We start from the raw sequence: 20,111 nt of genomic DNA, 5'->3' as shown, positions 1-20,111 counted from the left end.
AATATGAAAACTGCGCATTGTGTTCCTGTGTTGATGTATCACCATGTCTCTCCAGAGACAGGGCCCATTACGACCTCACCGAAAAACTTCGAAAGCCAAATAAAGGGTTTGGTAGAGAAGGGCTACACAACGCTTACGTGCAATCAGTTTGCTGATTTTTTGGCTGGAAAGCCAACACCGCCAAAGTCTGTGCTTTTGACTTTCGATGACGGCTACCTAGACAACTGGGTTTACGCGCATCCGATCTTAAAAAAATACGGTCTGCACGCGACGATTTTTTTGGTCACGGGACTTATTGGCGAGGGACCCGTGCGCCCCTGCGCCGAACAAAGTGACAATCCGTTACCACGTTTGCCCAGCCACCTTGAGTGTCGAGCCTTATGGGCTGCGGGCTCGACCGATTCCGCTATGTTGCGCTGGAGTGAAGTGCAGGCAATGCGTGAGGCGGGGACTTTTGAATTTCACAGCCATACCCACACGCATACACGCTGGGATCAGGTCTCAAAAACGCGGGATGAATGCCTGGCGCATATGCGTAAAGAATTCGAGGCGTCGCGGGCCTTGTTGAAGGCGCACCTTGGTGAAGTCTCTGAGCATTTTTGCTGGCCGCAAGGTTATTTTGCCGAGGACTACGTGCGCATGGCTCAAGAGTTTGGCTTTCAGTATCTGTATACGACCCAAGCGTACGGACAAAACCTGTGCGCATCGGACCCAGCTCATATTTACCGCTTTGCAGTAAAAAATCGCAGCGCACGTTGGTTCTTACAGCGCGTCTGGACTGCGGCGCATCCGGTAGTTGGGCCACTCTACAATAAATGGCGGTCATGGAAACGCAAGTTTCGAGCTTAGGTTTGGGTCTCTCGGTGATTGTTATCACCAAGAACGAGGCTGCAAATATTGCAGATTGCCTCGCTTCGGTCGCATTCGCTGACGAAATCATTGTGCTGGACTCGGGTAGTACCGACGGCACGGTAGAGCTCGCGCGTCACGCTGGCGCACAAGTGCATCAGTCATCTGACTGGCCAGGTTTCGGAATCCAAAAAAATCGAGTGTTGGCGCTGGCGACCAAGGAATGGGTGTTTTCGATTGATGCGGACGAACGCGTCACACCAGCGTTGCGCGACGAGATCATTGCTACGCTTCAGGCACCAAAGTGCTCTGGTTACGAGGTGAATCGCCTGTCTGAGTTCTGCGGCAAGCCGATCCGGCACAGTGGTTGGTGGCCAGACCCGGTGTTAAGGCTATTCAGACGGGATTCTGGAACGTTTAATGACGTACTGGTGCACGAGAGCGTGTCGCTGTCACAAGGCAAGACGGGTCACCTGAGATCGCACCTCTTGCATTACCCGCACCCTACGCTTGACTCTTTAATCGATAAGGTCAATCGCTATTCAGGCGAAGCTGCAAAAATGATGTTTGCAAAGGGTAAGCGCGCAGGCTTGCCAAAGATTGTGGCGCACAGTATGTGGACATTTATCCGAATCTATTTTTTAAGACTCGGCATATTAGACGGCCGACATGGCTTTGTACTAGCGGTGACCGCGGCATCGGGTAATTTTCTGCGGTACTCCAAGTTGATGTTTTTGGCGGAAGCCAAGGACCAATCTGAGCAGGACAAAGACCGCAAGCCATGAAGGTTCTGTATACAAACTTTCATGGACGTAACGGGGGCGGTCACGTCACCTACATCGTCAATCTGCTGCTTGGTCTTGGAGCGCAACACGAACTGACCGTTGCGACCCCTTCTTCTAGTCGACTGTACCGTCATGCAGCGGGCATCCAAGGCGTCAGGATGGTCGACATGTCATACACGACACGTCCCTCATCATGGCTTGGGCCTCGGGCACAATTGCGAGCGTTGATTGAGCGCGAGCGCTTTGATGTCATTCATGTCAATGGCTCGGCTGATCACAAGCAGGTGATGCTCGCGGTGCTCGGCATGCGTCCACGTCCGCGTATTGTCTTCACGAAGCATAACGACCATGCGCTAAAAAGTTTTGGGCATTGGATGCGTGCGCGCTTTGCAACGGATTGCGTCATCGCCGTGAGCGATTTTGTTAAGGGCTTGGTACTCGATTCGCCCTACAAACGTTGTGAGGTTAGAACTATTCGACATGGGATTGATACGGATTTTTTTTCACCCGTTTCTGCGCAAGAGAAGCTAGCCCTGCGACAGGCGCAATTCGGTTCAGAGATGCAGGATAAGTTGTTGTTGGTCAGCACGGGTGGTACCGATTTCGAAAAAGGTTGGCTCGATCTCGTTGCGGGCGTTGCGCTATTGCCCGAGTCGCTTAGGCAGCGCTTTCATATTGTTGTCGCAGGGGATCATCCCGGACCGGAGAAACTCGGACGTGTAGAGTCCTTAGGGATGACCCCGCAGGTCAGTTACCCTGGGTTGATTGATGATGTCCGTTCGGTTTTAGCAGTCGGTGACATCGGGTTTGTACTGTCTTATCAAGAAGCTTTGTCTTTTGCGTGCCGTGAACTGATGGGTCTGGGGCTGCCGGTGCTTGTGACCCGCGTCGGTGGACTACCTGAAAATCTCGTTGATAACGAATCTGGTTGGATTGTGCCTGCGCGATCGCCTGAGCAAATTGCGCTAACCTTGGCAAAGGTGCTTGAGCAGCCCGAGATTCTCAAGCAAATGGGGCAGTGTGCGAGGCAACATGCCGTGCAGCATTTTCAGCTGGCGGATTTTGCACGACTCACCCTCGCTGCTTATCGCGGACAGTCTGTAGGGTAAGTATGAGTCAATCTATTCCTATCTTGATGTATCACCAAGTCGCTGTCCCCGCGCCGCGTGGCACACAGTTCCGTGGTTTGACGGTGCACCCCACGAGCTTCAGGCGTCAGATGACTTGGATGAAGCGACTTGGGTATCGCGGTCTGAGCATGCGTGATTTAACGCCTTATCTGCGTGGAGAGTGTGAGGGCAAGGTTTTCGGTATTACCTTCGATGACGGTTTCCGTAATGTGTTTGAAAACGCCTTGCCCGTGCTGTCAGATTTAGGGTTCACGTCAACCAACTATTTTGTTGCCAATCAATTTGATGGCGGAAACGTGTGGGACCGAGAAAAAAACATACCCTTCTCGCCACTGATGTCCCTGACAGAAGTGCGCACGTGGGCAGCTGCTGGACAGGAGGTTGGTTCGCACACGCTGGATCATGTGCATCTCCCAGAGGTCGCTCCAGACGAGGCCCGACGTCAGATTCGTCTCTCGCGAGAGATTCTTGCGCAAGAGTCCGGAACCGAGGTCACCGCCTTTTGTTATCCGTATGGTGATTTCACGGCTGAGCATGGCTTGTTGGCTAAAGAGGCTGGGTACACCAATGCAACGACCACGAGCCGTGGGCTAGCGAATGCTGCCGATGATCCGTTCTTTTTGCCTAGGGTAGGCATCTGGCGCACGACCCACATGCTGCGCTTTCTGCAGAAATGTTTGACTCGTCATGAAGACCGTCGACGTGCCTAAGCGCTTGCGCATCGCGCTGCTCACAGAACGTTTTGGCCAGAAATTTGGGGGTGCTGAGTCGTATGCGGTAAGTTTGTTTCGTATCCTCGCGCAACGGCATGATGTCACCGTGTTCGCTCGTGAGTTTGATCACGACTTACCGGTCAAGCAGCATCTAATCTCTATTCCTTGCTGGTGTCCTAACTGGTTGCGTCTTTGGTTGTTCTCTGCACGGTGTCACGCGCTTACGCAGACTGGTTTTGATGTTATCCACAGTCACACGAATGCAGGCTCAGCCAATATTCAGCTCATGCATGTGTCGCCGGTGCGCTATCGCCGTTTTTTTAATCGGACGTTGTTTCAAAAGCTCTTGGTTTGGCTGACCCCTGTGCAAGTCGCGTACCTGTGGTTAGAGGCGCAAGCCGTGAAGCCGACTCCTGGGCATGTGCTTGTGACGGTTGCTCCCTTGGTTAAGCAACAACTCCAGTTAGCCTACGGGCGGGACATCGCGGTTGAGGTCGTGACCCCAGGTGCTGAGTCTGTCCTTCCAAACGAAGAGGTTCGTCAGCGAGTGCGTGCGGAATTAGGCTGGGGTCCGCAGGACATTGGTTGTTTGCTCGTGGCGCGTAATCCTCTTAGAAAAGGCTTGCTGGCCGTCTTGCGCGCGATGCTTCTATTACCGAGCACGTTTCGGCTCGCGGTGGTGGGTGCAGGTGCTGACGTTCAGCAAGTATTGGCTACGCAGTTTCCTGCCTTGCTTGAGCGCGTGCGTCTGGTGCCCGCTACGCCAGAGGTTTCCCCTTATTACCTATCGGCCGATGTATATGTGCACCCTACCTTGCAAGATAGTTTTGGGATGGCGCCGCTCGAGGCCATGGCACATGGACTGCCTGTTGTTTTGAGTGGAACCGCCTATTGTGGTTTTGCGCAGTACGTGACGCATCAGGAGAATGCTTGGGTTCTACTTGATCCCCAAGACGCAGAGCAGATTGCTGCAGGCTTGCGCGCTTTAGGTACAGATCCGACAGTGCGCGAACGACTGATTACGCAAGCGACTAAGCTGGTTGCAGATTTTTCTTGGACAGCGATTGCAGACCAGTACGAAAATCTTTACGCAAAAAGTTTAGCTGAGCGGGCTTAAAACAGCGGTAGGCTCACGGCGACTAGATCCAGCCCCTGAGCTTGTAGCCTAGGAGTCCTAGGTACTCTTTAATAATCGTACGGCTCGCTTCCAAGCTACGTATATGGGGCCACCAAAGTGCCGGTGGCTCTTCCTCTGGCAGCACGATTTGTGGTGCACTGCTTGCAGGGATGGCTTTGATCCCGCGCTTTTCTGCCGCCGCCTGGGCGCGTGGCATATGCAACGCAGACGTAACTAACAACGCAGAGTGCAACTTGTGCGAGCGCAGCAGAATTTCGCTGTAGCGCAGGTTTTCATAGGTGTTACGGCTTTCGTTTTCGAGGATGATGGCAGAGTCCGGAATACCTCGTTGCTTGAGCAGTCTTGCCATGCCTTGCGCTTCGCTAACTTTCCCTTCTCGGGCTCCCCCTGCAAGCAATATCCGGGGCGCACGTCCTGCCAGATAGAGTGCTTCGGCGCGATCAATGCGATCCACGGCGGTGGCTCGGTTGTAGGGCTCGAACCAATTTGCACGGTTAGCCTGCGTATTTCCCCCCAGAACAATAATGACGTCTGCTTTAGGTAGCTCGCGAGGCGTCTGATAGGGATATTTTTCTTCCAGGATGCGACCGAAGTGAATTGAGGTGATCGGCAAAGACCAGACCCCCACCCAAGTGATAGCCAAGAGCGTCAGAAAGACTGCGAAGCGTTTAAAAGAAAAAAGTGCAACAACGACGGCTGCAGTGAGTAGGATCAGGCAGAGCCCTGGCGGATATAGAAGTAGGCCGGATAAGGGGATGTCTGAAAGCACGATACTTAAGCCTTGGTTACGCTAAGCATTTGTTGCACTCGCGCGATCGTCTCGGCTAATGCAGGCCAGCCATTGTTAGAACCTATCAGCACGGCATCCGGATTCCAAGGACCTGTACGCGCTGGGTCTGTGACGCCAAAGAGGGTGAGTTGCTTGGCACCAGCTGCTGCACAAAGATGCGACACCCCAGAGTCGTTACAGATCACTAATTTGGCATGACGCGTTAGTGCGCAAAACGCACCGAGCTCGAGTGGACGAATTTGTGTGGCAGTAGGTGTTGTGCGAAACGCACTGTCTACCTCTTCGTCGGGCGGACACATTGCGACCTTGATTTTGTTGTTTTGCAAGACACGCGTGAGTGCATCGAAATGAGGCCAAACTTTAGCCTGACCCTTATGACGTCCCGTTGCGGTCGGCGCGATCAGCACAAAATCCCCCGCGGTCAGCCCAACCTCTTGGAGAGCAGCCTGAGCCGCTTGCTCGTGATGCTTCGCAATGGGCAGACGCAGACGGCTTGCCGGGGCGCTTGTGGTTGACTCAATCCCCCAGGCGCTCATCGCACGCCTTGTTAAATCTAACCAGGACTCCACCGCGTGACCGGTCGACGCAGGTTTTTTAAATCCCCAGCGCAAGAGCAGACTGCGCCCATCGTCTCGCCATCCAGCGCATTTCAAGCCTGCTAGTCTGAAACTTAGCGCACTTGATAAGGAGTCTGGCAAGAGTAAGCCACGCTTGTAATTGGGGTGCTGACTGAGGAAAAGCTTGACCGAGCGCAGATTGCCGAGCACGGAGTCTGTCATTGGGATAAAGCCGGCCATCGCCTTGCCTCCCAATAAAGACCTTACCCACGGACGGCCGCATAGTGCGTACGGAACCCTATGTTGATCCAAAAGCTCGAGTGCGGGGAGCACCATACAGACGTCACCTACCCAATTGGGTAGACGGATTAAAACGGGTTCGGGGCGAGGGTTTGATGCGTTTGCGTTCATAGAGTGTAAGGATACGATAGGCTAGCCGAGCTTCCAAGTGATCATTGGTGGTTTGGGCGGGTAAAATCAATACTTCACGAATTTTAGAGTCACATTTTGAGCTCATCCACCAGATCGGCACCTGCGACTTCTGAGCCGACCAATAACAAACTATGGGGCCGAATTTACGGTCGGGTAGGCGCCTATTGGAAAGGGCTGGCGTTAGCGGTCCTTTTTATGGCTGGCGCAGCTGCAACGCAGCCCACCTTAGCCGTGGCCATGAAACCGTTGCTGGACGAGGGCTTCTCCGGGGCAAAGCCAGAATACGTCTGGCAAGTACCACTCGCGATTATTGCGCTGATCACACTGCGCGGCGTGTGCAACTTTTTTAGTGATTACCTGCTAGCCTGGGTTGCAAATAACGTGCTGTTGGGCGTTCGTGCCGACATGTTCGAAAAGCTCTTGACCATGCCCGACAGTGAATTCAAAAAAGGTGACACTGGGCGCCTACTGAATCGCTTCACGGTTGATGCCGGCAATGTGACTAGCTACGCAACGGATGTCCTGACCGTCATCGTGCGCGAGTCCCTTGTTGTTTTGGCGATGATTGCGGTGTTGCTTTATATGTCCTGGGAGCTGACGCTGATCATCCTTGTGACGATGCCGATTTCAGTGCTGATATCGCGCGCGTTTATTGCGCGCTTGCGGCGTATTAATCGAGATACGGTCAACATGAATGCTGAACTTACGCGCGTCGTGAGCGAAGGGATTGATGGACAGCGCGTGATCAAACTCTTTGATGGGTACGCGTTTGAGCGGAAACGTTTTGCTTATGTCAGTGGCAGATTGCGCCGCTTCGATATGCGCGCCGCGACCTCAGATGCTGCGATGACGCCAATCACCCAGGTGGTGACGGCGATTGCTGTGGCTGCGGTCATTGCGGTAGCCCTAAGCCAGGCTAACAGCGGCACCTTAACGGTTGGCAGCTTTGCTGCCTTTATGGCGGCACTTGCCCAGATCTTCGATCCGATTAAGCGTCTGACCAAGGTCGCGTCGCGCATGCAAAAAATGCTCGTGTCGGCGGAAAGTGTGTTTACGCTTGTCGATCAAGCGTCCGAACCGGAGACCGGCACGCAGACCTTCGAGGGTAGGGCACGTGGGCAGGTGGAGTTTCGCAACATTTCCCACAGGTTTGCAGATGCTCAAACCAATACTTTGTCAGACGTGAGTGTGACTGCAGAACCTGGTGAGACAGTTGCGCTGGTCGGGCGCTCGGGTAGCGGTAAAACGACATTGGTCAATATGCTGCCGCGCTTTGTGTTGCCCACGCTGGGGCAGGTCTGTATCGATGGTCGTGATATTTCCAGTCTACGTTTGGGCGATCTTAGAGAGCAGTTGTCTCTAGTGAGCCAAGATGTTGTGCTGTTCGATGACACCATTGCGGTGAACGTCGGCTACGGTGCCTTGCACGAGGCCTCTGAGCAAGAAATTCGCGAAGCCTTGCGCGCTGCGAACTTACTGGATTTTGTGGAGGGGCTTCCGCTGGGCTTACAGACGCAGGTTGGTGAGAATGCAACGCGTTTATCTGGTGGACAGCGTCAACGACTGGCCATCGCACGTGCATTGATCAAGAATGCGCCGATTCTGATTTTGGATGAAGCGACCTCGGCACTCGATAATGAGTCCGAGCGGCAGGTGCAGGCTTCACTCGAGACCCTGATGAAGGGGCGCACGACCTTGGTCATTGCCCATCGCTTGTCGACCGTACAGAATGCTGACAAGATTGTCGTGATGGATGCTGGTGTGGTCGTGGAGCAAGGATCGCATCAAGAGTTGTTGGAGCGAGGGGGTGCCTATGCTGCCCTTTATCAAATGCAATTCAGGGACGAATAAGGATGAGTGACCCCAACCTAGAGCAGCAAGAGCGGCTCCTGAAAGCGATCGCAGCGCGTTTCGGTGCTGAGTGTGCACCCCCGCGCTCCGCGTTCGATCGGGTGGGCGGAAGTCTTCCCGGTCTGGAGGAGCTGGTGCGAATGCTTGAGCACAGCTCGCATCGCCGCTGGACCGAGAAACCGGTGGATGCGGCCCTTTTACGGGTTTTGTTTGCGGCGGCCTTGTCCGCGCCCTCGAAGTCGGATCTACAGCAAGCGGACATTATTCATGTCGCCGACCGCCTGAAGGTGCAGGCGCTCGCTGATTTAATTCCGGATATGCCCTGGATTAGCCAAGCGCCTGTTGTCTTGGTGTTCTGTGGCAACAATCGTCGTATTCGTCAAATAGGCGAGTGGCGAGGCAAGCCTTTTGTAAACGATCATCTCGATCATTTCATGAATGCAGCAGTCGATGCTGGGATTGTGATGGCGCAGTTTATCCGCGCGGCGGAGGCTGTTGGGTTGGGCGTAGTGCCCATTAGTGCCATGCGCAATCACAGCGCTGCAACCAGCGATATTTTAGGCTTGCCCGATGCGGTGTTTCCCGTTGCTGGCTTGTGCGTTGGCTACCCTGTGGAGTCTGGCAGAATCATTCCACGCTTAAGTATGGATGTGACGGTGCATACCGATGTTTTCTCGGAAGAGGGTGTGCAAGAGCATATTGATGCATATGATCAACGTCGACACGCACAGTTTCCCTTGCGACGGCAGCGTTATCCCGATCGATACCCCGATGTACCTTTTAATGGCTGGTCAGAGGACAAGGCGCGTCATTACTCGGTTCCCGAGCGCGCAGAGTTTGGTGACTTTATTCGTAAAAAGAAATTCAGTCTTCGTTAAGGAGTGACTGTCATGGCAGAATCGACTACCCCAAACCTTGAGTCCGAAGAGGCTCAAATTATGATGCTCGCAAGAATGGCGGGCCTAGACCTTGCCTTGCAGGCACACCGACAAGACGTGCTCACGGCGGCGCGCGTTGCGCTCAACGTACAAAAATCTTTTTCAGGTCCCGCACTCAATACGACTGAGCCCTGGCCTGCCATGAAGGTGAAAGCATGAACGCTTGGTTGACAGCAGCCCAGCTGCGAGATGCATATGCAAAAAAATCTTTGTCGCCTGTTGATGTCGTCAAAGAGCAGTTAGCGCGAATAGAAAAGATCGACTCTCGCTACCATTCTTTTTTACAAGTTGATGCTGATAATGCCTTAAAAGCAGCACAACAGGCTGAGCAGGCACTCTTGGCGGGTAAGTGTCTAGGCCCCTTACATGGTGTGCCAGTCGGTATTAAAGACATTATTGACATTGCTGGACAAACAACGACCTGTCATTCGAAGGTCATGCAGGGTACCGTCGCGACACGGGATGCGGACTGCATTACAGCCTTGCGCCAGGGTGGCGCGATACTGATGGGTAAGCTTGCATTGCATGAGTTTGCCATTGGCGGGCCGTCGTTTGATTTGCCTTTTCCTCCTGCTCGTAATCCCTGGAATACCAGTCACCATCCGGGTGGATCGTCCTCAGGTTCCGGAGCAGCGCTCGCGGCAGGGCTAGTGCCTTTGGCACTTGGAACCGATACCGGAGGCTCGGTGCGGCATCCTGCTGCCGCCTGTGGTGTAGTCGGGCTAAAACCTACCTACGATTTGGTCTCGCGTCGTGGGGTTTATCCCCTATCGTTTTCGTTAGATCATGTGGGCCCAATGGCGCGCACCGTGCTCGACACTTCTTTACTTTTGGAGGTGCTAACGGCAACATCTACTAGCCCGCGCGCTTTCAAAGCTCGTCCGCTAGATCAAGGGGTGGCCGGTTTGCGAATTGGCGTTGTGCGGCACTTCCACCTCGAGGACGAAGTCGCAGAGGCTGATATGGCCGCGGCGTTCGAAGAGGCCTGCCGCGTTTTCGAAGGCTTAGGTGCCCAGTTAGTGGAGATACGTCTTCCAACGTTACAGGAATTTTTTGGACCACAAAAAATAATTTTAATGGCGGAAGGTTGGGCGGTGCACGCCAAGTCTTTACGCGAGCGACCCGGAGATTTTGCGGAAATGTCGCGTCGTAAGTTGTTGTGCGGGGCGTTTCTTTCAGCGGGCGATTATGTGCATGCCATGCAGTGCCGCGAGGCGCTAATGGACCAAGTGGATCAAGTGTTGCGACAAGTTGATGTGCTCTTGGTGGCTAACTCGATGGATCCGGCCTGCGTCATTGATGATATGCCCGAGGTCGTGCGTACCTACACCCGACAGGCCCGTGTGCCTTTCAACCTAACAGGTCATCCCGCGTTGGCAGTGCCTAATGGGTTTTCTAAAACGGGTCTGCCCCTGTCGATGCAAATCGTGGGTCGTTACTACGATGAGGCGTCAATCTTTAGGGTAGGGGCCGCGTACGAGCAGGCAACTGCTTGGCATACGATGCACCCCCAGGCCTGCGCAGACTAACTAATCTCTGCCCTGACGATGGCAGCACCCTGACTAAGCGCTTGAAGCTTGCCGAACGCAACGTCGCGAGGCAAATACTTCATGCCGCAGTCAGGCGCTGGGATCAGATTTTCTGCGTCGACAAACTTTAAGCCTGCACGTATCCGCTGGGCCACTTGCTCGGCGGTTTCGATTTTATGCGTGCCTAAATCTAAAACACCCAGCATAATTTTCTTGCCCGACAAGTCTTTGAGCACACCAAGGTCTAGATTCGGCTGGGCGGCCTCAATCGAGATCTGTTTGGCAATCGTGCCGCTTAACCCTGGCAAAAAAGAATAGCCGCTTGGTTTTTGACCAGTGACAACTGCCGCGTAGCCAAAACAGAGATGGACGACGGTAGGGACGGTGATGCCCTGCAGCGCACGATTGATTGCTTGAACAGCATAGCGTTTGGCAGCTTCTGGATTGTTGCGAAGCCAGGGCTCGTCGAGCTGAATGAAGTCTGCTCCTGCGGCCTGTAGCTCTAGGGCCTCTGCATTGACTGCTGCAGCGAAATCCATGACCATTTCTTCGTCGTCACGGTAGTACTCATTTTTGGCTTGCTGGCCCATCGTGAATGGTCCAGGCAAAGTGATCTTGGCCTTGCGATCCGTGTGCGTCTTCAGAAAGACGAGGTCGCGTACTTCGACTGCGTGGGTGCGAATGATTTTTCCGACGACACGAGGTACAGGCGTTTTTATACCGGCATTGGAAACGACGATACCGGGGTTGCGGTCGTCTATTCCCTCTAGCTCTGTAGCGAAGCGATTGGAATAGCTTTCGCGCCGAATTTCACCGTCTGTGATGATGTCGATCCCGGCGCGTTCCATCTCGCGAATGGCCAGAATCGTTGCGTCGTCCTGCGCTTGTTCTAAGAACTCTGGCGCAATGCGCCACATTTCATGTACGCGGGTTCGAGGAACCCCTTTTGCAAGCATCGCGCGATCGACTAGCCAGTCCGGTTGCGGATAACTCCCTACGACGGTTGTAGGGAGTAACTGCGGTGAATCATTGGAGTTCATGCTAGTCGACCTTTGCTTCGTTGGTTAGTTAACTTTTGCACCAGAGTCTTTAACGAGTTTGGTCCACTTAACAAGCTCTGTGGCCATAAACGCGTTGAAGTCCTTTTGGTTCATTGGTGTGACGATTACCCCGATGTCAACGAGTCGCTTTTGCATATCGGGGTCTTTCAGGAATTGCATGGTCGCTTTTTCAAGTTTATCGACGATATCCTGAGGCATGCCAGCAGGACCTGCCAAGCCCCACCACGGGCGAATGTCGTAGCCTTTCACGGTGTCACCAATTGGTGGTACCTCTGGGGCGATCGGGCTGCGCTCGGATGTTGCGACGCCCATTGCCTTGAGGCGACCCGATTTAACGTGGGGGTAAATCACAGGGACGTGGTAGAACGACATGGCAATCTCACCTGCCAGCAAGTCTGTTAAGCCTTGCGTGACCTGCTTGTAGGGGACGTGCTGGATGTCGATGCCTGTCATTGTTTTCAGCAATTCACCCGCCATGTGTGGCGATGTTCCCGAACCCGCTGACATATACGTGAGTTTGCCGGGGTTGGCTTTTGCATAAGCGATCAGCTCAGCCATATTGTTTGCTGGAATCTTTGGGTTGATCACCAACATATTTGGTGCGGCCACCATTAAAGTGATGTGCGTGAAGTCTTTGATTGGATCGAAAGGAATCTTGCCATAGAGGGCAGGGTTTGTTGCGTGGGTAGCACTCGTTGAAAACGTCAGTGTGTAACCATCTGGTGCCGAGCGAGCCACAGACTCGGCCGAGATGTTGCCACCGGCGCCTGCCTTGTTGTCGACCACTACCGACTGCCCTAAGATTTCACCAAGTTTTTGTGCGTAGAGACGGGCAATCACATCCGTGGTGGTGCCAGCCGAATAAGGGACGACAAACTTAATGGGTTTGTTTGGGTATGCTTGTGCCTGAGCGTTTGCGTGGCTCGCCGTTAAAGCCCCACACAGTCCCAGAAGGGTCGTGCCGATAAGACGGTTTAGACGTCCAGTTTTGAAAATAGGTGACATGCTTGCTCCCTTGCGTGTTGTTGGAGTTTTGTTGCCTTGCGTTACGTGGTTGAGTGTATCGTCTAGAACGGGTCTGTGGGCGGGCGGTAGTCTAGAGGTCAACCCTAGATTGACATTCTTCTCGAATGCAGGGGAATTAATCAACACTAGGTCAAGACAATATCGTATTGCTCTTGGCTGTACCCCGTAGATACCTCCAGCGAGATCTTTTTTTCGATAAAGTCCCCCAGCATAGCTAGGTGCTGACTTTCCTCCTCGAGAAACAGATCGATCACCTCTTGCGAGGCTAGGATGCGAAATTCACGGGGATTGAACTGGCGGGCTTCGCGCAAAATCTCTCGCAAAATTTCATAACAAACACTGCGGTTGGTGCGGACATTGCCGCGGCTTTGACACGTAGGGCAGGGTTCGCACATTTGGTGTGCAAGCGAGTCGCGCGTGCGCTTGCGCGTCATCTCCACGAGGCCTAATTGTGTGAAGCCATTAACCGTCATGCGTGTCCGATCACTCGCGAGCGCCTTATTCAGTTCAGCCAGTACCGCCTCGCGGTGTGTCGCATCGTCCATATCAATGAAGTCGAGAATGATGATGCCACCAAGGTTGCGCAGGCGCAGCTGCCGGGCGATCGCTTGCGCCGCTTCAAGATTTGTCTTGAAAATCGTATCGTCAAAGTTGCGTCCCCCGACAAAGCCACCCGTGTTGACGTCCACGGTCGTCAGCGCTTCGGTTTGATCGATGATCAAGTAACCCCCAGACTTGAGGTCAACACGGCGAGATAACGCGCGAATAATCTCTTCTTCGATATTGGCTATATCGAACAGGGGGCGCTCGCTGCTGTAGTGTCCGATGCGGTCTGCCACGGACGGGGTGTAGATCCCAGCCCAGGCTTTTAGTTCGGCACACACGCTACGCGAGTCCACCAGAATTTGCCCTGTAAGAGGAGACACCATGTCGCGCAACACACGCTGGGCCAAGGTCAGGTCTTGGTGCAAAAGGCTCGTGACAGGGAGCGTGCGGGCTGCATGCTGAACGCTGCCCCATAGTTTCTTCAGATAAGCGAGGTCTGCCTGCAGCTCTTCATCGTTCGCGCCTTCAGCCTGTGTGCGTACGATGAAGCCGCCTTTCTCTTCGGCCGGCACAAGCGCCTGAACCCTGTCACGCAACACCTGACGTTCGGTTTCTGAGCCGATTTTTTGTGAGATCCCAATGTGCGGCTCATGTGGAAGGTAAACCAACATGCGTCCCGCGATGCTTATTTGGGTTGACAGCCGAGCGCCCTTTGTACCCAACGGATCTTTGATGACTTGCACCATCAGGCTTTGACCTTCAAAGATGAGCTTTTCGATGGGGGTGGGGGTCACGCCAAGCGCACGTTCGCTGCGGTTTTCCCTGAGGTCTGCGATGTGAATAAATGCCGCGCGCTCAAGGCCAATCTCAATGAAGGCGCTCTGCATACCTGGCAGTACGCGGACGACTTTGCCCAAGTAAATATTGCCGACTTGCCCGCGCTGAATACTGCGCTCAAGGTGCAGCTCCTGCACGGCACCTTGGGCGACAAGCGCCACTCGGGTTTCAAAGGGCGTTACGTTGATCAGTATGTCTTCAGTCATGCGGATTCTCTGCGAAGTAATGCGTAAATATTCGTGCTATAGTAGCGGGCTTGGCTAGACAAATTGTGGTTGAAAATTCATCTGTTTCTAAGTATTGCTTTTTAAGCAATCCTGGCAAGTACGTTTTAAGTAGATTTTGCTGAAGTTTTTGCAAAATAAAGCGTTCTTGGTTTGACACAGATAAAAATGTCCTTCATAATCTCGCCTCTCTGCTTGTGACAGTTTTCTTACAAGTAAAGCGCGGTACCTTGTTCTTTAAAAATTTGACAACCGATAAGTGTGGGCGCTTGATACGCGTAGCGCAGGTCACACAGCTGTAACAGGCTGCTGTGATTGCAAACGAAATCAAGTGCTCACTTGAAGTGAAATAGTAATGTCTCTGGGTGTTAAAGCCTGGAGATAAAACGAAGTCACTTCCTTTGAGCAGCGACGTATAACCGGCCCGAGCTTTGGCTTGGGTCATGGAAATACGATTTATACAGAGATTAAACTGAAGAGTTTGATCCTGGCTCAGATTGAACGCTAGCGGGATGCCTTACACATGCAAGTCGAACGGCAGCGCGGACTTCGGTCTGGCGGCGAGTGGCGAACGGGTGAGTAATGTATCGGAACGTGCCCAGTAGCGGGGGATAACTACTCGAAAGAGTAGCTAATACCGCATACGCCCTACGGGGGAAAGGGGGGGATCGAAAGACCTCTCACTATTGGAGCGGCCGATATCGGATTAGCTAGTTGGTGAGGTAAAGGCTCACCAAGGCGACGATCCGTAGCTGGTTTGAGAGGACGACCAGCCACACTGGGACTGAGACACGGCCCAGACTCCTACGGGAGGCAGCAGTGGGGAATTTTGGACAATGGGGGAAACCCTGATCCAGCCATTCCGCGTGTGCGATGAAGGCCTTCGGGTTGTAAAGCACTTTTGGCAGGAAAGAAATCGCATGGATTAACACTCTGTGTGGATGACGGTACCTGCAGAATAAGCACCGGCTAACTACGTGCCAGCAGCCGCGGTAATACGTAGGGTGCAAGCGTTAATCGGAATTACTGGGCGTAAAGCGTGCGCAGGCGGTTCGGAAAGAAAGGTGTGAAATCCCAGGGCTTAACCTTGGAACTGCACTTTTAACTACCGAGCTAGAGTATGTCAGAGGGGGGTGGAATTCCGCGTGTAGCAGTGAAATGCGTAGATATGCGGAGGAACACCGATGGCGAAGGCAGCCCCCTGGGATAATACTGACGCTCATGCACGAAAGCGTGGGGAGCAAACAGGATTAGATACCCTGGTAGTCCACGCCCTAAACGATGTCAACTAGCTGTTGGGGCCTTCGGGCCTTAGTAGCGCAGCTAACGCGTGAAGTTGACCGCCTGGGGAGTACGGTCGCAAGATTAAAACTCAAAGGAATTGACGGGGACCCGCACAAGCGGTGGATGATGTGGATTAATTCGATGCAACGCGAAAAACCTTACCTACCCTTGACATGTCTGGAATCCCGAAGAGATTTGGGAGTGCTCGCAAGAGAACCGGAACACAGGTGCTGCATGGCTGTCGTCAGCTCGTGTCGTGAGATGTTGGGTTAAGTCCCGCAACGAGCGCAACCCTTGTCATTAGTTGCTACGAAAGGGCACTCTAATGAGACTGCCGGTGACAAACCGGAGGAAGGTGGGGATGACGTCAAGTCCTCATGGCCCTTATGGGTAGGGCTTCACACGTCATACAATGGTCGGGACAGAGGGTCGCCAACCCGCGAGGGGGAGCCAATCCCAGAAACCCGATCGTAGTCCGGATCGTAGTCTGCAACTCGACTACGTGAAGTCGGAATCGCTAGTAATCGCGGATCAGCATGTCGCGGTGAATACGTTCCCGGGTCTTGTACACACCGCCCGTCACACCATGGGAGTGGGTTTCACCAGAAGTAGTTAGCCTAACCGCAAGGGGGGCGATTACCACGGTGGGGTTCATGACTGGGGTGAAGTCGTAACAAGGTAGCCGTATCGGAAGGTGCGGCTGGATCACCTCCTTTCAGAGCAGCGTCTAGGCGTGTCGTAGCGCTCACACTTATCGGTTGTTTGAATGAAGAAGCAAGGGTATTAGGTCGTGCGTGAGAAGCTTGCGCATGAGCAGTGGTAGTGCAGCAGTAGTGGAGTAGTGGAGGCCTGTTTACGGGTAACTGCTACGCTCGCCGAGTCGGCCGGGTCTGTAGCTCAGCTGGTTAGAGCACCGTCTTGATAAGGCGGGGGTCGTTGGTTCGAGTCCAACCAGACCCACCACAACATGGGGTATCTGGGGGATTAGCTCAGCTGGGAGAGCACCTGCTTTGCAAGCAGGGGGTCGTCGGTTCGATCCCGTCATCCTCCACCAACGACTGGTGGGAAGAAAAGACAGAGAGCGGATAGAGTCTAACTCTTAGTGCACACGTGCAGACACCTAGGGAGTTGAGGTGATTGACGAGAAGGTAGTGTGTATTAAGAGTTAGGCCTTGTGCCTAATAGATTTACCTTGTTCTTTAACAATCTGGAAGAAGCACAACGAAAAGTTTTTGGTGGTGCGCGGCATGTAAAAGTGTTGTGTGTCACGAATAACGGGTTGTGATTGCATAGTAATTTGTTCAATTCTCAAGCTCTATTGAGTTGGCTGTTGGGTGTAAGAGCCTGGTGGTTGATGAGATAGGGTGCCAAAGATGAAGAACGGCACAAACGCTACAAGTAAATCAGCGTCTTATAGCCTATATGGTTATAGGATCAAGCGACTAAGTGCATATGGTGGATGCCTTGGCGATCACAGGCGAAGAAGGGCGTGGTAGCCTGCGAAAAGCTACGGGGAGCTGGCAAACAAGCATTGATCCGTAGATGTCCGAATGGGGAAACCCACCGCGCAAGCGGTATCCCAGACTGAATACATAGGTCTGAGGAGGCGAACCGAGCGAACTGAAACATCTCAGTAGCTCGAGGAAAAGAAATCAACCGAGATTCCGAAAGTAGTGGCGAGCGAAATCGGAAGAGCCTGTACGTTTTAGCTGTTGCAATAGTTGAATGGGATGGAAAGCCCAGCCATAGCAGGTGATAGCCCTGTAGACGAAATTGCGGCGGTGGAACTAAGCGTACGATAAGTAGGGCGGGACACGTGTAATCCTGTCTGAAGATGGGGGGACCATCCTCCAAGGCTAAATACTCGTGATCGACCGATAGTGAACAAGTACCGTGAGGGAAAGGCGAAAAGAACCCCGGAAGGGGAGTGAAATAGATCCTGAAACCGTATGCATACAAACAGTAGGAGCCTCGCAAGGGGTGACTGCGTACCTTTTGTATAATGGGTCAGCGACTTACATTCAGTGGCAAGCTTAACCGAATAGGGAAGGCGTAGCGAAAGCGAGTCCGAATAGGGCGTCTAGTCGCTGGGTGTAGACCCGAAACCAGGTGATCTATCCATGGCCAGGTTGAAGGCACGGTAACACGTGCTGAAGGACCGAACCCACTAATGTTGAAAAATTAGGGGATGAGCTGTGGATAGGGGTGAAAGGCTAAACAAACCTGGAGATAGCTGGTTCTCTCCGAAAGCTATTTAGGTAGCGCCTCACGTATTACTGCCGGGGGTAGAGCACTGTTATGGCTAGGGGGTCATGGCGACTTACCAAACCATGGCAAACTCCGAATACCGGCAAGTACAGCGTGGGAGACAGAGCACCGGGTGCTAACGTCCGGACTCAAGAGGGAAACAACCCAGACCGCCAGCTAAGGTCCCAAACTATCGCTAAGTGGGAAACGAAGTGGGAAGGCATAGACAGTCAGGAGGTTGGCTTAGAAGCAGCCATCCTTTAAAGAAAGCGTAATAGCTCACTGATCGAGTCGTCCTGCGCGGAAGATGTAACGGGGCTAAGCGATAGACCGAAGCTGCGGGTGTGCAATTTATTGCACGCGGTAGGAGAGCGTTCCGTAAGCCTGCGAAGGTAGCTTGTAAAGGCTGCTGGAGGTATCGGAAGTGCGAATGCTGACATGAGTAGCGATAAAGGGGGTGAAAAGCCCCCTCGCCGTAAGTCCAAGGTTTCCTGCGCAACGTTCATCGGCGCAGGGTGAGTCGGCCCCTAAGGTGAGGCAGAGATGCGTAGCTGATGGGAAGCTGGTTAATATTCCAGCACCATTGTATGGTGCGATGGGGGGACGGATTGCGGAAGGTTATCAGGGTGTTGGATGTCCCTGTTGCTGCATTGGAGAAGGCGTTTAGGTAAATCCGGGCGCGTAATTCAAGGGTGTGGCACGAGCGAACTTGTTCGCGTAGTAACTGGAAGTGGTTCCAAGAAAAGCCTCTAAGCTTCAGCCATACAAGACCGTACCGCAAACCGACACAGGTGGACGGGATGAATATTCCAAGGCGCTTGAGAGAACTCAGGAGAAGGAACTCGGCAAATTGATACCGTAACTTCGGGAGAAGGTATGCCTCGGTAGTGTGAAGGGCTCGCGCCCGGAGCATGATGAGGCCGCAGAGAATCGGTGGCTGCGACTGTTTATTAAAAACACAGCACTCTGCTAAGACGAAAGTCGACGTATAGGGTGTGACGCCTGCCCGGTGCCGGAAGGTTAATTGATGGGGTGCAAGCTCTTGATCGAAGCCCCGGTAAACGGCGGCCGTAACTATAACGGTCCTAAGGTAGCGAAATTCCTTGTCGGGTAAGTTCCGACCTGCACGAATGGCGTAACGATGGCCACACTGTCTCCTCCTGAGACTCAGCGAAGTTGAAGTGTTTGTGATGATGCAATCTACCCGCGGCTAGACGGAAAGACCCCATGAACCTTTACTGTAGCTTTGCATTGGACTGTGAACCGGCCTGTGTAGGATAGGTGGGAGACGTTGAAGCGTGGTCGCCAGATCGCGTGGAGTCAACCTTGAAATACCACCCTGGTTTGTTTGCGGTTCTAACCTTGGCCCGTTATCCGGGTCGGGGACAGTGCATGGTGGGCAGTTTGACTGGGGCGGTCTCCTCCCAAAGTGTAACGGAGGAGTTCGAAGGTACGCTAGGTACGGTCGGAAATCGTGCTGATAGTGCAATGGCATAAGCGTGCTTGACTGTGAGACTGACAAGTCGAACAGGTGCGAAAGCAGGACATAGTGATCCGGTGGTTCTGTATGGAAGGGCCATCGCTCAACGGATAAAAGGTACTCTGGGGATAACAGGCTGATACCGCCCAAGAGTTCATATCGACGGCGGTGTTTGGCACCTCGATGTCGGCTCATCTCATCCTGGGGCTGTAGCCGGTCCCAAGGGTATGGCTGTTCGCCATTTAAAGAGGTACGTGAGCTGGGTTTAAAACGTCGTGAGACAGTTTGGTCCCTATCTGCCGTGGGCGTTGGATACTTGACGGAGCCTGCTCCTAGTACGAGAGGACCGGAGTGGACGTACCTCTGGTGTACCGGTTGTCATGCCAATGGCATTGCCGGGTAGCTATGTACGGAAGAGATAACCGCTGAAGGCATCTAAGCGGGAAACTCGTCTGAAGATTAGGTATCCCGGGGCCTAGAGCCCCCTGAAGGGTCGTTCAAGACCAGGACGTTGATAGGTCAGGTGTGGAAGCGCAGTAATGCGTTAAGCTAACTGATACTAATTGCCCGTGCGGCTTGATCCTATAACCCTACAGGTTAAAGACCTGATTGTTGTAGAGTTTAAGTGCCGTTCAAATAAATGAAGTTGCAAGTGTGATTGAGTCACACTGCAGAGCAGTCAAAACATCCAACC

General features: G+C 53.3%; 14 protein-coding genes, 2 tRNA genes and 2 rRNA genes. 13 read left to right on the top strand and 5 right to left on the bottom strand.

Annotation, left to right across the window (positions count from 1 at the left end; all coding sequences use genetic code 11):
• Positions 1-3: 3 nt before the first annotated feature.
• The 5 genes from KZZ10_RS08340 to KZZ10_RS08320 are packed head-to-tail and all read left to right on the top strand — an operon-like array spanning position 4 to position 4,594.
• Positions 4-849 (top strand): polysaccharide deacetylase family protein, encoded by an 846-nt coding sequence (locus tag KZZ10_RS08340; RefSeq protein WP_259661062.1) that lies wholly within the window; start codon positions 4-6, stop codon positions 847-849.
• Positions 850-851: 2 nt separating this feature from the next.
• The gene (locus KZZ10_RS08335; RefSeq protein WP_259661494.1) at positions 852-1,634 is read left to right on the top strand and encodes a glycosyltransferase family 2 protein; all 783 of its coding nucleotides are present in this window, start codon (positions 852-854) and stop codon (positions 1,632-1,634) included.
• Positions 1,631-2,743: a glycosyltransferase gene (locus KZZ10_RS08330; RefSeq protein ID WP_259661061.1), complete on the top strand. Its 1,113-nt coding sequence runs from the start codon at positions 1,631-1,633 to the stop codon at positions 2,741-2,743. The genes KZZ10_RS08335 and KZZ10_RS08330 overlap by 4 nt, the downstream gene beginning before the upstream one ends.
• Before the next feature lie 2 nt (positions 2,744-2,745).
• Entirely contained in the window at positions 2,746-3,474 is a 729-nt protein-coding gene (locus KZZ10_RS08325; protein WP_259661060.1) for a polysaccharide deacetylase family protein, read from the top strand.
• Entirely contained in the window at positions 3,452-4,594 is a 1,143-nt protein-coding gene (locus KZZ10_RS08320; protein WP_259661059.1) for a glycosyltransferase family 4 protein, read from the top strand. The genes KZZ10_RS08325 and KZZ10_RS08320 overlap by 23 nt, the downstream gene beginning before the upstream one ends.
• Before the next feature lie 22 nt (positions 4,595-4,616).
• On the opposite strand, the gene KZZ10_RS08315 is transcribed toward KZZ10_RS08320, so the two are convergent.
• Together KZZ10_RS08315 and KZZ10_RS08310 are read right to left on the bottom strand one after the other, a co-directional pair.
• Positions 4,617-5,384: a YdcF family protein gene (locus tag KZZ10_RS08315; protein WP_259661058.1), complete on the bottom strand. Its 768-nt coding sequence runs from the start codon at positions 5,382-5,384 to the stop codon at positions 4,617-4,619.
• Between the two features lie 5 nt (positions 5,385-5,389).
• Positions 5,390-6,373, bottom strand: coding sequence for a glycosyltransferase family 9 protein (locus tag KZZ10_RS08310; RefSeq protein WP_259661057.1), 984 nt, complete (start codon positions 6,371-6,373; stop codon positions 5,390-5,392).
• Between the two features lie 96 nt (positions 6,374-6,469).
• Here KZZ10_RS08310 and msbA point away from each other — a divergent pair, with 96 nt between their 5' ends.
• Genes msbA through KZZ10_RS08290 form a run of 4 tightly spaced genes read left to right on the top strand, consistent with a single transcriptional unit; the run spans position 6,470 to position 10,712 of the window.
• A complete protein-coding gene (gene msbA, locus KZZ10_RS08305) occupies positions 6,470-8,245 on the top strand; it encodes a lipid A export permease/ATP-binding protein MsbA (protein WP_259661056.1) in 1,776 nt (591 codons plus the stop codon).
• Positions 8,246-8,247: 2 nt separating this feature from the next.
• Complete coding sequence (locus KZZ10_RS08300) at positions 8,248-9,123, top strand: nitroreductase family protein (protein ID WP_259661055.1); 876 nt, start codon at positions 8,248-8,250, stop codon at positions 9,121-9,123.
• A gap of 12 nt (positions 9,124-9,135) precedes the next feature.
• Complete coding sequence (locus KZZ10_RS08295) at positions 9,136-9,342, top strand: hypothetical protein (RefSeq protein WP_259661054.1); 207 nt, start codon at positions 9,136-9,138, stop codon at positions 9,340-9,342.
• The gene (locus KZZ10_RS08290; protein WP_259661053.1) at positions 9,339-10,712 is read left to right on the top strand and encodes an amidase; all 1,374 of its coding nucleotides are present in this window, start codon (positions 9,339-9,341) and stop codon (positions 10,710-10,712) included. The genes KZZ10_RS08295 and KZZ10_RS08290 overlap by 4 nt, the downstream gene beginning before the upstream one ends.
• Here the strand turns inward: KZZ10_RS08290 and KZZ10_RS08285 are convergent.
• The 3 genes from KZZ10_RS08285 to rng all read right to left on the bottom strand — a co-directional run bounded on the left by KZZ10_RS08285 (position 10,709) and on the right by rng (position 14,388).
• Entirely contained in the window at positions 10,709-11,752 is a 1,044-nt protein-coding gene (locus KZZ10_RS08285; RefSeq protein WP_259661052.1) for a hypothetical protein, read from the bottom strand. The genes KZZ10_RS08290 and KZZ10_RS08285 overlap by 4 nt on opposite strands.
• 24 nt (positions 11,753-11,776) lie before the next feature.
• Positions 11,777-12,778 (bottom strand): Bug family tripartite tricarboxylate transporter substrate binding protein, encoded by a 1,002-nt coding sequence (locus KZZ10_RS08280; RefSeq protein WP_259661051.1) that lies wholly within the window; start codon positions 12,776-12,778, stop codon positions 11,777-11,779.
• Between the two features lie 146 nt (positions 12,779-12,924).
• Positions 12,925-14,388, bottom strand: a complete 1,464-nt coding sequence (rng, locus tag KZZ10_RS08275) for a ribonuclease G (protein ID WP_259661050.1) — start codon at positions 14,386-14,388, stop codon at positions 12,925-12,927.
• A gap of 487 nt (positions 14,389-14,875) precedes the next feature.
• On the opposite strand from rng, the gene KZZ10_RS08270 reads away from it, so the two are divergent.
• The 4 genes from KZZ10_RS08270 to KZZ10_RS08255 all read left to right on the top strand — a co-directional run bounded on the left by KZZ10_RS08270 (position 14,876) and on the right by KZZ10_RS08255 (position 20,001).
• Positions 14,876-16,406, top strand: a 16S ribosomal RNA gene (locus tag KZZ10_RS08270).
• Between the two features lie 170 nt (positions 16,407-16,576).
• A tRNA-Ile gene (locus KZZ10_RS08265) sits at positions 16,577-16,653 on the top strand.
• A 15-nt stretch (positions 16,654-16,668) separates the two neighbouring features.
• Positions 16,669-16,744, top strand: a tRNA-Ala gene (locus KZZ10_RS08260).
• A gap of 378 nt (positions 16,745-17,122) precedes the next feature.
• Positions 17,123-20,001: ribosomal RNA gene (locus KZZ10_RS08255) — 23S ribosomal RNA — on the top strand.
• The 16S and 23S rRNA genes sit together here with 2 tRNA genes alongside, the layout of an rRNA operon.
• The last annotated feature ends 110 nt before the right edge of the window (positions 20,002-20,111 follow it).

Origin of the sequence: Zwartia hollandica (assembly GCF_019923725.1) — a bacterium.
Taxonomy (GTDB): Bacteria; Pseudomonadota; Gammaproteobacteria; order Burkholderiales; family Burkholderiaceae_B; genus Zwartia; species Zwartia hollandica.
This window is presented reverse-complemented; position numbering and strand designations above follow the sequence as displayed.

What these genes read in the sequence shown, in the direction of transcription:
- KZZ10_RS08340 (WP_259661062.1), top strand. Translation starts at nt 4, where the DNA reads ATGAAAACTGCGCATTGTGTTCCTGTGTTGATGTATCACCATGTCTCT.
- KZZ10_RS08330 (WP_259661061.1), top strand. Translation starts at nt 1,631, where the DNA reads ATGAAGGTTCTGTATACAAACTTTCATGGACGTAACGGGGGCGGTCAC.
- KZZ10_RS08325 (WP_259661060.1), top strand. Translation starts at nt 2,746, where the DNA reads ATGAGTCAATCTATTCCTATCTTGATGTATCACCAAGTCGCTGTCCCC.
- KZZ10_RS08320 (WP_259661059.1), top strand. Translation starts at nt 3,452, where the DNA reads ATGAAGACCGTCGACGTGCCTAAGCGCTTGCGCATCGCGCTGCTCACA.
- KZZ10_RS08310 (WP_259661057.1), bottom strand. Translation starts at nt 6,373, where the DNA reads ATGAACGCAAACGCATCAAACCCTCGCCCCGAACCCGTTTTAATCCGT.
- KZZ10_RS08300 (WP_259661055.1), top strand. Translation starts at nt 8,248, where the DNA reads ATGAGTGACCCCAACCTAGAGCAGCAAGAGCGGCTCCTGAAAGCGATC.
- KZZ10_RS08295 (WP_259661054.1), top strand. Translation starts at nt 9,136, where the DNA reads ATGGCAGAATCGACTACCCCAAACCTTGAGTCCGAAGAGGCTCAAATT.
- KZZ10_RS08290 (WP_259661053.1), top strand. Translation starts at nt 9,339, where the DNA reads ATGAACGCTTGGTTGACAGCAGCCCAGCTGCGAGATGCATATGCAAAA.
- KZZ10_RS08285 (WP_259661052.1), bottom strand. Translation starts at nt 11,752, where the DNA reads ATGAACTCCAATGATTCACCGCAGTTACTCCCTACAACCGTCGTAGGG.
- KZZ10_RS08280 (WP_259661051.1), bottom strand. Translation starts at nt 12,778, where the DNA reads ATGTCACCTATTTTCAAAACTGGACGTCTAAACCGTCTTATCGGCACG.
- rng (WP_259661050.1), bottom strand. Translation starts at nt 14,388, where the DNA reads ATGACTGAAGACATACTGATCAACGTAACGCCCTTTGAAACCCGAGTG.